The sequence below is a fragment of the Glutamicibacter protophormiae genome (genome assembly GCF_014647495.1).
In the GTDB taxonomy this organism is placed as follows: Bacteria; Actinomycetota; Actinomycetes; order Actinomycetales; family Micrococcaceae; genus Glutamicibacter; species Glutamicibacter protophormiae.
In genome coordinates this window covers 1-14393 of record NZ_BMPH01000018.1, presented here as the reverse complement: position 1 = coordinate 14393, position 14393 = coordinate 1, and the positions used below count along the sequence as shown (strand labels likewise).

The 14393-nt window shown below is 65.7% G+C and carries 7 protein-coding genes; 2 read left to right on the top strand and 5 right to left on the bottom strand.

All coding sequences use genetic code 11. The features are described 5' to 3' along the window. Nucleotides 1-274: 274 nt before the first annotated feature. Nucleotides 275-3016 (top strand): aminotransferase class I/II-fold pyridoxal phosphate-dependent enzyme, encoded by a 2742-nt coding sequence (locus IEY43_RS16500; protein WP_229777460.1) that lies wholly within the window; start codon nucleotides 275-277, stop codon nucleotides 3014-3016. Between the two features lie 70 nt (nucleotides 3017-3086). Here IEY43_RS16500 and IEY43_RS16495 read toward each other — a convergent pair whose 3' ends face one another. From IEY43_RS16495 to IEY43_RS16475, 5 genes are all read right to left on the bottom strand, one after another. Beyond that, nucleotides 3087-4319: a serine hydrolase domain-containing protein gene (locus tag IEY43_RS16495; protein WP_188949869.1), complete on the bottom strand. Its 1233-nt coding sequence runs from the start codon at nucleotides 4317-4319 to the stop codon at nucleotides 3087-3089. Further along, complete coding sequence (locus IEY43_RS16490; protein WP_209550333.1) at nucleotides 4309-5931, bottom strand: biotin carboxylase; 1623 nt, start codon at nucleotides 5929-5931, stop codon at nucleotides 4309-4311. The genes IEY43_RS16495 and IEY43_RS16490 overlap by 11 nt, the downstream gene beginning before the upstream one ends. Before the next feature lie 262 nt (nucleotides 5932-6193). Further along, nucleotides 6194-7594 carry an NAD-dependent epimerase/dehydratase family protein gene (locus IEY43_RS16485; RefSeq protein WP_209550332.1) on the bottom strand — a complete coding sequence of 467 codons (1401 nt, stop codon included), beginning with the start codon at nucleotides 7592-7594 and terminating at the stop codon, nucleotides 6194-6196. Between the two features lie 195 nt (nucleotides 7595-7789). Further along, the gene (gene putP / locus IEY43_RS16480; protein ID WP_188949867.1) at nucleotides 7790-9295 is read right to left on the bottom strand and encodes a sodium/proline symporter PutP; all 1506 of its coding nucleotides are present in this window, start codon (nucleotides 9293-9295) and stop codon (nucleotides 7790-7792) included. Between the two features lie 142 nt (nucleotides 9296-9437). Then, nucleotides 9438-10394: a LysR substrate-binding domain-containing protein gene (locus IEY43_RS16475; protein WP_188949865.1), complete on the bottom strand. Its 957-nt coding sequence runs from the start codon at nucleotides 10392-10394 to the stop codon at nucleotides 9438-9440. A gap of 264 nt (nucleotides 10395-10658) precedes the next feature. Between IEY43_RS16475 and IEY43_RS16470 the strand changes: the two genes are divergently transcribed. Further along, complete coding sequence (locus tag IEY43_RS16470; protein ID WP_229777465.1) at nucleotides 10659-14150, top strand: proline dehydrogenase family protein; 3492 nt, start codon at nucleotides 10659-10661, stop codon at nucleotides 14148-14150. The last annotated feature ends 243 nt before the right edge of the window (nucleotides 14151-14393 follow it).

The window sequence follows — 14393 nt, the reverse complement described above, 5'->3', positions numbered from 1 at the left end:
CCCCAGCGGGGAACAGGCGCATCCAGTGCCGCATCCAGCGCGGTAATCCGGGAGTTTTGCCGCGTCGTGCCGTCGCGCGGGGACCGCAGCCGCGCCCCGGGTAAACAACAGGAAAATTCTTGGCTGATAGCCGATCATAATCCGTCATATGTGCTTCTGCTCATCAATCTGCGGCCAATTTCGCCTATTGTCTCGATTAGAAGGCAGCGCAGGACGCTTCCGTCACCGATCAAGTATCGGTTCGTGCTGCAGAGCTGAGAGGACAACGGCAACCGTGACAACGAGGTTAGCCAAGAGCAACTACCAGGCAATCGCGACGCCGGAGAGCGCGTGGAGAAAACGCAAGGACGCGTGGGAACACCTGGGCTATGTACTCAGCGAGATCTCCTCCACCCCGGTGGACGACGCCGGCCGGCGAGAGAACGAGCAGGAAGCGGGGCGGCTGCTCGGGCTGCTGTCCTCGATCGAACCCTACTGGGCCAATCCGGGACTGGAGTTCTTCAACCACGTGGCCGCCCTGATGTCCGACGGGCACTACGAGGACGCCATGCGCCTGGTCTATCAGGCCAACCAGACCTTCCGGACCCAGACCCAGTACTTCGACGCCGAGGGCCACGACAACGCCGCGCCCGAGTCCGCAGAACACGGCACCGCCAACGGAGCCTCCCGCCAGGACAGCGCCCGCGCGGTTCCCCAGGTGGAGATCCTGCTGGTGGACAACGGCCCGGCCGAGGAGATCGAGCGCTTCACGGAGGAAATCCTCGAGCAGCGCCAGCGCACCGATCCGTTCCACTACAACTTCGTGGTGGTGCCCAGCGTCGAGGACGCGCTGGCGGCGATCGTCATCAACCCCTCCATCCAGTCGGTGGTGCTCTCGGCCAGGTATTCGCTGGAATCCAGCCGTCGGCTCAGCTCCACGCTGCAGAACTTCATCGCCGGGCGGATGAACGGGTACTTCACCTCCCGGCGCCAGATCCAGGGGCTGCTCGATCTGGAACAGATCCTTGAAAAGCTGCGCCCCGAGCTGCCGGTGTACCTGATCGCCGGGGTGGCGCTGGAATCCATCGCCCACGAGATCACCGGGCGCTTCCGACGCATCTTCTCGCGCAACGACCGCATGGACCTGCACCTGTCGATCCTCGCCGAAATCACCGACCGCTACGACACCCCGTTCTTCGCCGCGCTGCAGAAGTACGCCAAGCGCCCCGGCGGGGTCTTCCACGCGCTGCCGATTTCCCGCGCGGCCTCGGTGAAGAACTCGCCGTGGGCCCGGGACCTGGTGGACTTCTACGGCAAGAACCTGCTGCTGGCCGAAACCTCGGCGACCTCCGGCGGGCTGGACTCGCTGCTGGACCCGCAGAGCTCCATCAAGAAGGCGCACGAGCTGGCCGCCCGGGCTTTCCAGAGCCACCGCACCTACTTCGTCACCAACGGCACCTCGACCGCGAACAAGATCGTGCACCAGTCGATCCTCGCCCCGGGGGACATCGTGCTGGTGGACCGCAACTGCCACAAGTCGCACCACTATTCCCTGGTGCTGGCCGGGGCGAACGTGAGCTACCTGGAGGCCTACCCGCTCAACGAGCACTCCATGTACGGCGCGGTGCCGCTGGAAGAGATCAAGGGCCGGCTGCTGCAGCTGCGCCGCGAGGGGCTGCTGCACAAGGTCAAGATGCTCACCCTGACCAACTGCACCTTCGACGGGATCATCTACGACCCGCGCAAGGTCATGGAGGAGTGCCTGGCCATCAAGCCCGACCTGGTGTTCCTCTGGGACGAGGCCTGGTTCGCCTTCGCCGGTTTCCATCCGATCTACCGCCAGCGCACCGGCATGACCGCCGCGGCGCGCATGGAAAAGCGCATGGAGACCGACGAGTACCGCGAACGCTACGCGGCCCAGGCTGCGGCGCTGCCCGAGCCCGGCACGTCCTCGGATCCGTCCAATGACGGGCTCTGGCTGCGCACCCGGCTGATCCCGGATCCCGAAACCGTGCGCTTGCGGGTGTATTCCACCCAATCGACCCACAAGACCCTGACCTCCCTGCGCCAGGGGTCGATGATCCACATCTACGACCAGGATTTCGCTGCCAGGAACCTGAATACCTTCCGCGAAGCCTATATGACGCATACCTCGACCTCGCCGAACTACCAGATCCTCGCTTCGCTGGACATCGGGCGTCGGCAGGCGGAGCTTGAAGGCTACGCGCTGGTCCAGCGCCAGGTGGACCTGGCTCAGTCCATCGCCCGGGCGGTGAGCCGGAACAAGCTGCTGAACAAGTACTTCCGCATCCTGAACACCGCGGACCTGATCCCGGAGGAATACCGTGCCACGCGCACGGCGAATCCGGTGCGGGACGGGTTGGCGGTCTGGGACGAATCCTGGCAGCAGGACGAGCTTGTGGTGGATCCGTCGCGGTTGACGCTGGACATCAGCCGGACCGGGGTGGACGGGGACACGTTCAAGCACACCTACCTGATGGATGGTCATTCGATCCAGGTCAACAAGACCAGCCGCAGCTCGGTGCTGCTGATGACGAACATCGGCACCACCCGTTCGGCCGCGGCGCACCTGATCGAGGTGCTGGTGAAGATCGCCGAGAGCCTGGAACGCCAGAGCCGGATCGACGGCCGGGTGCTGGCGATGGGCACCGTGGAAGGACCGGGAAAGATCCCGCTGCCCGATTTCAGCTCGTTCGCCCCGGAGTTCGACGGCGGTGGCGGCAGCGGCAACATGCGCGCCGCCTATTACCTGACCTACAAGGACCCGGCCACGGAGTTCCTGTCCTCGGCCCAGATCAAGGAGCGCATCGGCGCCGGGCAACGCGTCGTGTCAGCGGTATTCGTCACGCCCTACCCGCCGGGTTTCCCGGTGCTGGTGCCGGGGCAGGTCGTCACCATGGACATCATGCGCTACATGGATGTGCTCGATACCAGGGAGATCCACGGGTACCATCCGGACCTGGGTTACCAGGTCTTCACGAACCGCGCGCTGCGCGAATTCGCCGAGGACAGCTAGCGGCGAAGCGCACCAGGACGCCCCGGATGCCGCCAGGCTGTATCCGGGGCGTTGCGCCGTGGTCTCCGCTTCAGGCCGAGCTTCCCAGATGCCGAGCCACTGCTTCGAAGGCCCGTAGGGTGGGGAAGAGCTTGGACGCGTCCTGGGGCAGCGGCCAGCTGGAGAGCTTGACCGCCACCAGCTTCACCGCGGGGTCCATGTAGATCATCTGCCCGTGGATGCCCAGCGCCACCGCCGCGTTCGTGGTGGGATTGGGGAACCAGATCTGGTTGCGGTACCGGCCCCCGGGCATCAGGTTCTCTCCCGGAGACTGCGCGAACGCCTGGAAAAGCTCATCGCTTTGCCGGAAGCTGTCCTCGATCCAGGCCGGGGAGACAACCTGCTTGCCGGTCAGCGCGCGGCCGCCGTTGACGTAGACGTGCCCGAAGCGGGCCAGATCCCGCAGCGTGGTGTTGAAGCCGCCGTCGAACATGCCGGTTCCGTATTGGTCCACACCCATCAGCAGGTCCTGCTGGGCGCCGAGCTTCGACCATACATATTCTGACAGCAGCTGCTGCAGCGGCGCTGAACCGGAGGCCTCGCAGACCCAGCCCAGCACGTCCGTTTCGCAGGAGCGGTACTCGAATGCTCCGCCATGGGGCCCCTTCGCCTTGAGCGTCAGCAGGAAGTCGTACATCCCGATCGGGCCGATCGACCCGCGCTCCGGCGCCCAGCCAATGGCCTCTTCCAGCAGGCGCACCTCGGCGTTGGGATCCAGGTACTCCTCCGAGAACTGGATGCCCGAACGCATATCCAGGAGGTCGCGCACGCTCGCCCCGGCGTAGCCGCTGCGCGCCAGCGAGGGAACATAGCTGCAGACCTGCCGGGAAGCATCCAGCAGCCCGGCGTCGATGAGTGCTCCGGCCAGGGTGCCCACCAGCGTTTTGCTCACCGACATCAGCAGATGGTCGCTCTGCGCCGTCATCGTGTTGTAGTACTTCTCCCACAGGATCCGCCCGTTGTGGATGACGAGCACCGCGTCGGTGTTCGTCGCATGGATGACCCCGCGCACCGTCAAGGCCGGATCGGTGAAGCTGGATTTGGCGACCTCCAGCTTGCCGAGCTTCTCCTCGGCCAGCGGCAGCTTGACGATCGGCCCGTCGCCGCGTGAGACCCGTACGGTCGGGTGGATGCGCGCGATGTTCTGGAACGAGCGTTTGACGTTCTGCGGGGCCTGCCAGCCCGCGATGGACAGGGCGCCTTGCGGCTCCGGCCGAGCGGGAAGGACGCCGTCGCCTGGCGGGCCTGCCGAATCAGTTTCCATTCTCATTGGGAGGTACGTCGATGCCCTTGTACTGGGAGCGGATGGAGGAAATGAAATGCTTGGCATCGATGGTGAGCTTGGTTTTTTTCTTGCCTTCGTACTGCAGCTTGGCCTTGGTGACCAGGACCCCAAGATCGGCTCCCTTCCAGCGGTAGTCGTGCTCCCCGTAGATGCGCAGGAAGAACGCTTCCTTGTGGTTCTGCAGCTGGTGCCAGTCCAGGGCGGAGCGTGAGAATTGCAGTTTGCCCCGGGAATCGAGGTAGTAGTTGCCCGTGCGGGGCGCATGGGTCAGGTATTGGAGGATGTCGTCGGTTTCCTTGATGATCATGTGGCTCCACACATCAGCCCCTGACATCTCCTGCCAGCGTTCGTTGATCTCGTCCACATCCAGCATGAAGTCCACGTCCAAGTACTCCAACAGGTGGAAGAGGAACAGCGGAACGTCCGCATAGGCGCCGGCGGTGACGTTGGTGATCGCGCTGGCCCCGGAAATGCGCGGATTCAGCTCGCCGAGGTACACCTCGTCGGTGTCGGTGTCCACCAGCACGTCGACCTCGAAGAAGCCGCGGTACCCGGTCTTCTGCAGGCCGCTGCCGACATTCCGTACCAGCTCGATGGCCCGCGCTCGCTGCGAGTCCGTGAGGATGTCGGGGTGCATCTCATTGCCGCACCACCCTCCCTTGTAGGGGGTGAGCTCCTTGTAGCCGGCCAGTTCGGTGAGGATCGGCCCCACCACGGTGCCGCAGCGGGTCAGGACCGCCTCGACCGCGACCGGTTGGTTGTTGATGCGCTTCATGACCTTGAGGTCTTCGCCGAGAATGTACTTCGAATACTGGTTCCAGTTCTCTTCGTTGGCGATGAAGAATGTTGTTTTGCCCGAATCCCCGTAGGGGGTTTGCACCACCAAGTCGTCTCCGAGCTTGCCCTTGCGGGCCAGGGCCAGTAACTCGTGGTAGCTGGAAGCGGTGCCCAGCATGTTGGGCACCGAAGGAGCCCCGGCGGCGTTGCCCAGCTTGGTGGTGACGATTTTTGAATCAAGTTCGGTGCGCAGGGAAGCCGGGGGAAGGATCAGGTCGTAACCCAGCTCCTCGCAGATGGATTCGGTCTCTTCGTCGAAGAACACCATGGCAACCTTGGGTTTTGGTCCGCCGACGGTGCGCTGGGAGTCGATGAATTCGCGGACCTCCGAGTTCTCCAGCAGCCAGTTGTTGATCTCCTCGGCGCTGTCGAATTCCATATAGTGTTTCTCGCTGGGGGTGAAGACGCGCGGATGCTGTCCGTCCCACCCGTCGTAATAGGTGATGTAGCTGAACTTCCTCACCCATCGGTCCAGACCCAACAGGTTGACCGGTGTCGCCCCGATGAAATAGATCGGCGTCTGATTGGTGCGGAAGAAATGGCGCACCTCGCTCATGTTCTTCAGCTGCCGTCCGAAGGGCAGCACCCGCGGGGCCGCTTCGGGGTGGGGCTCGTTGTTGTAGGCGGCATCCATGGCGGCGTTTGCGGTCAGGCCGTCGGTGGCCTGGAGCTGATGACGCAGCTTGGACAGCTCACTGGGCTTCGGGATTCGGGGACGTGTTATGTGGGACGAAGCTTCGAGAATATTGGCCATGTCGGTAGTCGGGTCCTTCTCAAACGGTCAATAGGCAGGGCACTGCGCGCACGGGGTGTGACAGTTTCATGCTCAGCGCTTGCGGTGAGCACAGGAACACCGCGCGGTGAACGGCCGATGAACATTGGCCGGCGTCTGCCGCCGCCTCCCTCTGACATGGCGCGAAGCTGCGGGGACGGCCCGGCTGGGAGCCGGTGTGACCGAAGATGACATGGCGAAGGCCGGCGGATCCGCAAGGGATCCACCGGCCATCGCGGTCCGGCTAGCGTCCGACGGTTGCGGCGAAGTCGGTTTCCTCGAAGACGAAACCCGCCTTCTGCAGGACCTCGCTGGTGGCCTTGCGCCCGGTCAGGACCACCCGGGCGTTGGTTCCCATGGCCGCCGCGCCCACCGTGGGAATCAAGCTGCCGGTCGGCAGGCCGGGCATGCCGGCCAGCGAGCGCAGGGCCGCCATCACTTCTTCGTTGCGCAGCGGATTCGGGGCCGTGGCATGCACGATCCCGTCCGGGATCGCAGGCGCTTCCAGGCGCAGCAGGCAGCGGATGACGCGCAGCCAGTCCTCCATCCCGATCCAGCTGAACCACTGCTTGCCGTGGCCGATCTTGCCTCCCAGCCCGGTGTTCGCCAGCAGGTTCAGCGGGCCGAGCAGCGGGGCATCCGGGTGCATGACCAGCGAGGTGCGCAGGATATAGCGATGCTCCGCATTGACCTGGGCCTGCGTGAACGCCTTCTCCCAGGCGACAGCCACCCCGGTCATCTCGGGCAGGGCGCGCTCGCCGGTCGGGATGGGGCTGGATTCGGTGAGTTCAGTTTCGCCGGCGTCGGAGAAGATCGCAGTGGTGCTCGACTGGATCCAGGTGGCCAGCTTCGCGCCCTGGGCGGTGGCTTCGGCAAGGGTGCGGGTGGTGCGCACCCGAGAGTCGGTCAGCGCGGCGATGTTCTCCGCGGTGTTGCGCTTGTCCACTCGTTCGCCGGCCAGGTTGACCAGGTGCACCGGGCGGTCGCTGGCGAAGGCGCCGGTCCACGGGCCCTGGTGCTGCCCATCCCAGATGTACTGTTCGGTGGGGAAATCCGCCTCTCGGGTGCGTGAAAGGACCACCACCGAAGCGCCGCGGCAGACCAGATCGGCTGCCAGGTTGCGGCCCAGGAATCCGCGCCCGCCGGCGATGACCACGTGGGCGTCGAGCTTGATGTGCGCGGTATGGGCAATCAGCCGGTAGAGCCGGGCGGCGGCCACGGCGAAGTCCTCGCATAATTCCCTGCCCACGGTGAACTTGAAGGCTGTGGTTCCCGGGCCGTGCAGCTCGACGGTGAAGTGCAGCATGCAGCCGCCCTGGTGCTCGTCGACCCGCCAGCGCAGCACCATGGAGCCGCCCGGCTGTGGCTGGGTGAACTCGACCATGCGCGCGGCCTGGTTGCGGCGGGTGATGGAGCCGGACGGTGCGGTGGCCCGGTGCAGCGGGCCGAAGACCTTGCCCGGAGGCAGCAGGTCCACCTTGGTGCCGACTCCGCGCTGGTCGTCGTGCACCGTGAACCCCAGCTGCTTCATCCAGTGCCCGGTCTGCGAGAGGTTGCCGACGATCGAGTACACGGCGTCGGCCCCTGCTGCCAGGAACTGGGACTCGGTGCGCTGCCAGTGCGTGAACTTCTTGGTGCTGCTCATCGAGATTCCCCCTGCGTCGTGGAGCGTGTGGCTTATCCCAAGGCTACTTGGTGCGAGACGGTTCGGAGGGGAAGGCGGGGAAGTGTGCTTCGACTGTTACGCGATGCAGGGCCCGGGGAGAAGGCAACGGCTCCCGCCGTCTCCGAAGTCGGGGACGGCGGGAGCCGGATGAAGGGCAGGCAATGCCAACGAGGCTCAGGCAGTGACCTTGACGCCGAGCTCGTTCTCCATTTCGGTGAATTCCTCCTGCACCTGCTCGTTGCGGCGGTAGGTTTTCAGGGACACCAGCCAGGCGACCAGCAGGTTGATGGCGAAGCCCGGAACGATTTCGTACATTGCATCCGAAAGATCGGGAATGTTGCCCCAGACGAAGACGACCACGGCGCCAGAGACCATGCCGGCGAAGGCGCCGACGGCGGTCAGCTTGCGCCAGTACAGGCTCAGCAGCACGATCGGGCCGAAGGCGCCGCCGAAGCCGGCCCAGGCGAAGCCCACCAGGTCCAGGATCGAGGAGTTCGGGTTCAGCGCCAGCAGCACCGCGATGACCGCGATGAGCAGCACGCCGGCGCGGCCCAGATTCACCAGGGTCTTGGGGGAGGCCTTGCGGCCGGCGATGTTGTACAGGTCCTCCACCAGCGCGGAAGAGCAGACGATCAGCTGGGAGGACATGGTGGACATGATGGCCGCCAGCACCGCGGCGAGCACCAGGCCGGCGATCAGCGGGTGGAAGAAGACCTGGCTGAGCAGCAGGAACACGGTCTCGCTGCTGGACTTGTCCAGCGGGCTGTCGGCGAAGTAGGCGATGCCGATCAGCGCGGTGCACACCGCTCCGAGCGTGGTCAGGAACATCCAGCCGATGCCGATGCGGCGCGCGCTCTTGGCCTCGGCCGGGGTGCGCAGCGCCATGAAGCGCACCAGGATATGCGGCTGGCCGAAGTAGCCGAAGCCCCAGGCGGCGGTGGAGAAGATGGCGACGACGGCCAGGAAGGTGCTGTTGCCATCGAAGGAGGAGAACAGGTTGAAGGCCACCGGGTTGGCGTCGGTGATGCGCTGGCCCAGCGTGTTGATGTCGCCGACCTGCAGCACCGCGACGATGGGAACCGCGACCAGCGCCGCGAACATCAGCAGGCCCTGGACCATGTCGGTCAGCGAGGCGCCCAGGAAGCCGCCGAACAGGGTGTACAGCAGGGTGATGGCCGCGACGAAGAGCAGGCCGTTCAGGTATGGCCAGGAGAAGGTGGAGTCGAAGAACTTGCCGGCGGCGACCATGCCCGAGGAGACATAGAAGGTGAAGAAGCCGAGGATGATGATCGAGGAAGCGATCCGCAGCATGTGCGTGCCGTCCTTCAGCCGCTTCTCGAAGAAGCTCGGGATGGTGATCGCGTTCTGCGCGATGGCGGTGTAGGAACGCAGGCGAGGAGCCACGAACTTCCAGTTCAGCCAGGCGCCGATGAGCAGGCCGATGGCGATCCAGGCTTCGTGCATGCCGCCGATGTAGATGGCGCCGGGCAGGCCCATGAGCAGCCAGCCGGACATGTCCGAGGCGCCAGCAGACAGCGCTGCCACCCACGGCTTCAGGCCGCGGTCGGCCAGCATGTAGTCATCGATGTTGTTGGTGCGGCGATACGCGATATAGCCGATGCCAAGCATGGCGGCCATATAGATCGCGATCGCGATCATCTGAAAAGTCTGGTCGGACATGTTTCCTCATAACCTGTTCTGCCCGCCGGAGTGAGGTACCGGGACGGAGCGCGGGGTCTTGTGGTGCGAGTCACCACTATGGCACCAATCGGCGGGTTTGTCGCGCGCCCTCCGGAGCGTTGTTACCTAAATGTGACCCAACTCATCGAAGGCGCGGTTTTGGCGGCAGCGGGGCGGCCGACCCCTGTTCGTCGCTCATTCCGGGTTGCCGGTGCAGCAGTGAGCGCACCGCCTGCATGGCCGGGGACTGGGCCGAGGAGTGCCGCATTGCGGTGAAGATGGTGCGCATCGGCGCGCCGGGCAATTCGACCGCGCGCAGCGAGCCGGAATCCGTGCGCAGGACCAGCGCGGGCAGCATCGCCACGGCGTTGCCGGAGGCCACCAGCTGCAGATGGGCCTGCAGGTCCGCGGTTTCGTAGCGAACGTCCGGCTCGAAGCCGGCCAACCGGCAGGACTGCTCGGCCCAGTGGCGGCTGGCGGCTCCGTCGGGCTCCATGACCCAGGGCAGATGCGCGGCATGCTCCAGCGCGGTGACGCGGTCGAATTCCGTATTGCCCGCCGCGCCCCGGGCCGGCAGGGCCAGCCGGATGGCGTCGTGGGTTAGCACTCGTCGGTCGAGGTTTTCATAGTGCGGGGCGGCGTGCCCCGGGTACTGCTCGGCGACTACCAGATCGAAGTTGCGGCTGTTGGTTTCGTGCAGCGCCTCGGCCGGTTCCTGCTGGCTCATCTCCACTCGAAGCTGCGGGTGGGTAGTGCGCAGCTCCCGGAGCACCGGCGGCATCAAGGCCAGCATGGCGGTCTGGAACACGGCCAGGCGTACGGTGCCGGTGACCGTGGAGAGAGTCGCGGCCAGCGCCGCTTCGGCTCGCTCCATGGAATCCAGCAGCTCCTCGGTGTGGGCCACCAGCACCTGGGCTTGCGGGGTCAGTTGCAGGGTGCGCCCGGTGCGGCGCAGCAGCTCCACGCCGGCCTCCGCCTCCAGCTGCGTGAGCTGCTGCGAGACCGAGGAAGGGGAGTAGCTGAGCACGTCGGCCACTTCAGCGATGGTGCCGCGGATGCTCAGTTCCCGCAGCAGCCGCAATCGTCGCAGTTCAAGCATGGTTTACCCCCGCATTTTCCGGTGAATTTCAGACCCTTTGGAAACATTAGCAAATCCGAATGAAATCCTTCGGTTTTGTTCACTTTTGCTTAACCCGCAAAAGGTCCATACTCGATCTTGCACACAGCTTCGCGTGGCGCGTGGTTCCGGACCGGAGCAGGCGGCCAGCACAGCCCAAAACGACCTGAGCGTTCGGTGCCGAACCCCCATGTATGAACCGCATCGAAGGGACCACAAGTGTCTTCCATCAACACCCAGCACATCGTGCCGCCGGCCGTTGACGCCGCCGGCAACGCCCTGACCACCCCGGCCGAACTGGCCGACGACGTCATCCAACTGGTCCGCCGCTGGCTCACCGAAGCCGCGCAGTTCCCGGCCGACGCCTCCGCCGCCCGTCTGGCCGGAGTGCTCAAGGACCCTAATGGCCTGGACTTCACCGTCGGATTCGTCGACGGCGTGATCCGCCCCGAGGACCTGAACGTCGCCGCCGCCAACCTCAAGGCCCTGGCTCCCAAGGTGCCGGGCTTCCTGCCGTGGTACATGCGCAAGGCCGTGGGCCTGGGCGGCGTGATGGCACCGATCGTGCCGCAGATCGTGGTCCCTGCAGCCCGCAAGGTGCTGCGCGAGATGGTTGGGCACCTGATCATCGACGCCTCCGATGCCAAGCTGGGCGGCGCGATCTCCAAGATCAAGCGCGAGGGTGTCAACCTGAACGTCAACCTGCTCGGCGAGGCCATTCTGGGCGAGGGCGAAGCGGCCCGCCGCCTGGACGGCACCACCAAGCTGCTGGCCCGCGACGACGTGGACTACGTATCCATCAAGGTCTCCGCCACCGTCGCCCCGCACAACCACTGGGCCTTCGACGAGGCCGTCGAGCACATCATCGAGAAGCTCAAGCCGCTCTATGAGCTGGCTAACCGCGGCGCCAAGAAGAAGTTCATCAACCTGGACATGGAAGAGTACAAGGACCTGGAGCTGACCATCGCGGTCTTCACCAGGATCCTGTCCATGGACGAGTTCAAGAACCTGGAAGCCGGCATCGTGCTGCAGGCCTACCTGCCGGACGCACTGGGCGCCATGATCCAGCTGCAGGACTTCGCCGCGGCCCGCGTGGCCGACGGCGGCGCGCCGATCAAGGTGCGTGTGGTCAAGGGCGCCAACCTGCCCATGGAAACCATGGAAGCCGACATCCACGGCTGGCCGCTGGCCACTTGGCACACCAAGCAGGATTCCGACACCAGCTACAAGATGGTCATCGACTACGCGCTGCGCCCGGAGCACGTGCAGAACGTGCGGATCGGCGTGGCCGGCCACAACCTGTTCGACGTCGCCCTGGCCTGGTTGCTGGCCAAGTCCCGCGGCGTCACCGGCGGCATCGAGTTCGAGATGCTGCTGGGCATGGCCACCGGCCAGGCCGAGGCCGTGCGCCGCGAAGTCGGCGAGCTGCTGCTCTACACCCCGGTGGTCCACCCCGAGGAATTCGACGTGGCGATCGCCTACCTGATCCGCCGCCTCGAAGAGGGCGCCAGCCAGGAGAACTTCATGTCAGCGGTCTTCGAGCTGGAGAAGAATGAGGCATTGTTCCAGCGCGAGAAGAACCGCTTCCTGGCCTCCCTGGAAGCCATGAGCGAGCAGGTTCCGCCGCCGCACCGCGTGCAGAACCGCCAGGTTCAGGACGAGGCGCTGGCCGGCAAGGTCCAGGGCCTGATAGAGGGCACCACCGAGTTCTTCAACACCCCGGACACCGATCCGGACCTGAACCAGAACCGCGCCTGGGGCCGCGCGATCCTGGCCAAGATGCAGGACTCGACGCTGGGCAAGGACCTGGTCTCCTCGCACACCATCAACTCCTCTTCCGAACTGGACGAGGCCATCGCCATGGGCGTGGACGCCGCCGCCGACTGGCAGGCACTGGGCTCGGCCCAGCGCGCCGAGATCCTGCACCGCGCCGGCCAGCTGTTCGAAGAGCGCCGTGCCACCATGCTCGAGGTGCTGGGTTCCGAATGCGGCAAGACCATCGACCAGGGCGACGTGGAAGTCTCCGAGGCCATCGACTTCGCCCACTACTACGCCCAGCGCGGCCGCGACCTGGACAACGTCGACGGCGCAACCTTCGTGCCGTCCAAGCTGACCGTGGTCACCCCGCCGTGGAACTTCCCGATGGCGATCCCGGCCGGTTCCACGCTGTCGGCGCTGGCCGCGGGTTCCGCCGTCATCATCAAGCCGGCCAGCCAGGCCGCGCGCATCGGCGCCGTCATGGTCAAGGCCCTGTGGGACGCCGGCGTGCCGAAGGACGTGCTGCAGCTGGTCTTCGTCGGCGAACGCGATCTGGGCACCCAGCTGGTCTCCGACCCCCGCGTCGACCGCCTGATCCTGACCGGCGGCTACGAAACCGCGCAGCTGTTCCGTTCCTTCCGCAAGGACCTGCCGCTGCTGGCCGAGACCTCGGGCAAGAACGCCATCATCGTCACCCCGCATGCGGACCTGGACCTGGCGGCCAAGGACGTTGTGCAGTCGGCCTTCGGCCATGCCGGGCAGAAGTGCTCGGCCTCCTCGCTGGTCGTGCTGGTCGGCTCGGTGGCTGAGTCCCGCCGCTTCAACAGCCAGCTGATCGACGCGGTCAAGTCGCTGAAGGTCGGCTACCCATGGAACCCCGAGTCGCAGATGGGCCCGTTGATCGGCGAGCCGGGCGAGAAGCTGGCGCGCGGCCTGACCACCCTGGGCGCCGGAGAGCGCTGGGAACTGAAGCCGCAGCAGCTCGACGACTCGGGCAAGCTGTACTCCCCGGGTGTGCGCTACGGCGTGAAGCGCGGCAGCGAGTACCACCTGACCGAGTACTTCGGCCCGATCCTCGGCGTGATGACCGCCGAAACCCTTGAAGAAGCGGTGGCCATGGTCAACGAGATCGACTACGGACTGACCTCGGGCCTGCACTCGCTGGACCAGGACGAACTGGCCTACTGGATGGAGAACATCCAGGCCGGCAACATCTACGTGAACCGCGGCATCACCGGTGCGATCGTGCAGCGCCAGCCGTTCGGCGGCTGGAAGAAGTCGGCCATCGGCGCCGGCACCAAGGCCGGCGGCCCGAACTACCTGGTCGGCATGGGGTCGTGGACCGACGCGCCGGTGACCGAGACCGCCGCCCTGTCCACCTTCGACAACCGTCTGCTGAACACCGCAGGTCTGGACGAGGCAGACACCCAGTGGCTGTCCGCAGCCCTGGGCAGCGACAAGCTGTGGTGGAACACCGAGTTCAACCAGGCCAAGGACCGTTCAGGTCTGCAGGCCGAGCGCAACGTGTTCCGCTACCGCCCGGTGGACGTGACCGTCCGCTATGAGAACGAGACCAGCGGCCACGGTATTGCCGAGGCACTGCGCGTGCTGGCCGCCGGCGTGACCGCGGGCTCGCGCGTGGTGTTCTCCGCTGACGTCGAGCTGCCGCGCGGCGTACGCAACCTGCTGGCCGAGCACTCGGTCACCGTGGTGCGCGAAGATGCCGCGGGCTTTGCAGCCCGCGCCGCCAAGCTGGCTGCCAAGACCGGTCCGGAGTCCTCAGCCCGCATCCGCCTGATCGGCGGATCGCTGTCCGAGGTTGCCGAGGCTACCAACGGCAAACCGGACGTGGCGATCTACGCCTCGAACGTCACCAGCGCCGGGCGTGTGGAGCTGCTGCCGTTCCTGCACGAGCAGGCAGTATCCATCACCGCCCACCGCTTCGGTACCCCGAACCACCTGAGCGACTCGCTGATCTAAGACCACAAGGAGCTTGACCAGCACAGGCCGCGGTGCGCATCCCAGAAATGGGAGCGCACCGCGGCCTGCGGGTTTAAATGGCGCTTTTGGGCGGTTCATCTCTTCGGGGAACCCTGCACTTCGAGTCGCCGCCCGTGGGAGCGACTGTTCAACCGCGATGTCTTTGGGCGTGGGTGATGGGCAGGCTCCACCCCTGGGTGCGGGGTGGGGCCTGCCCATAGAACAAGGCGGTCCGTGCGGTCG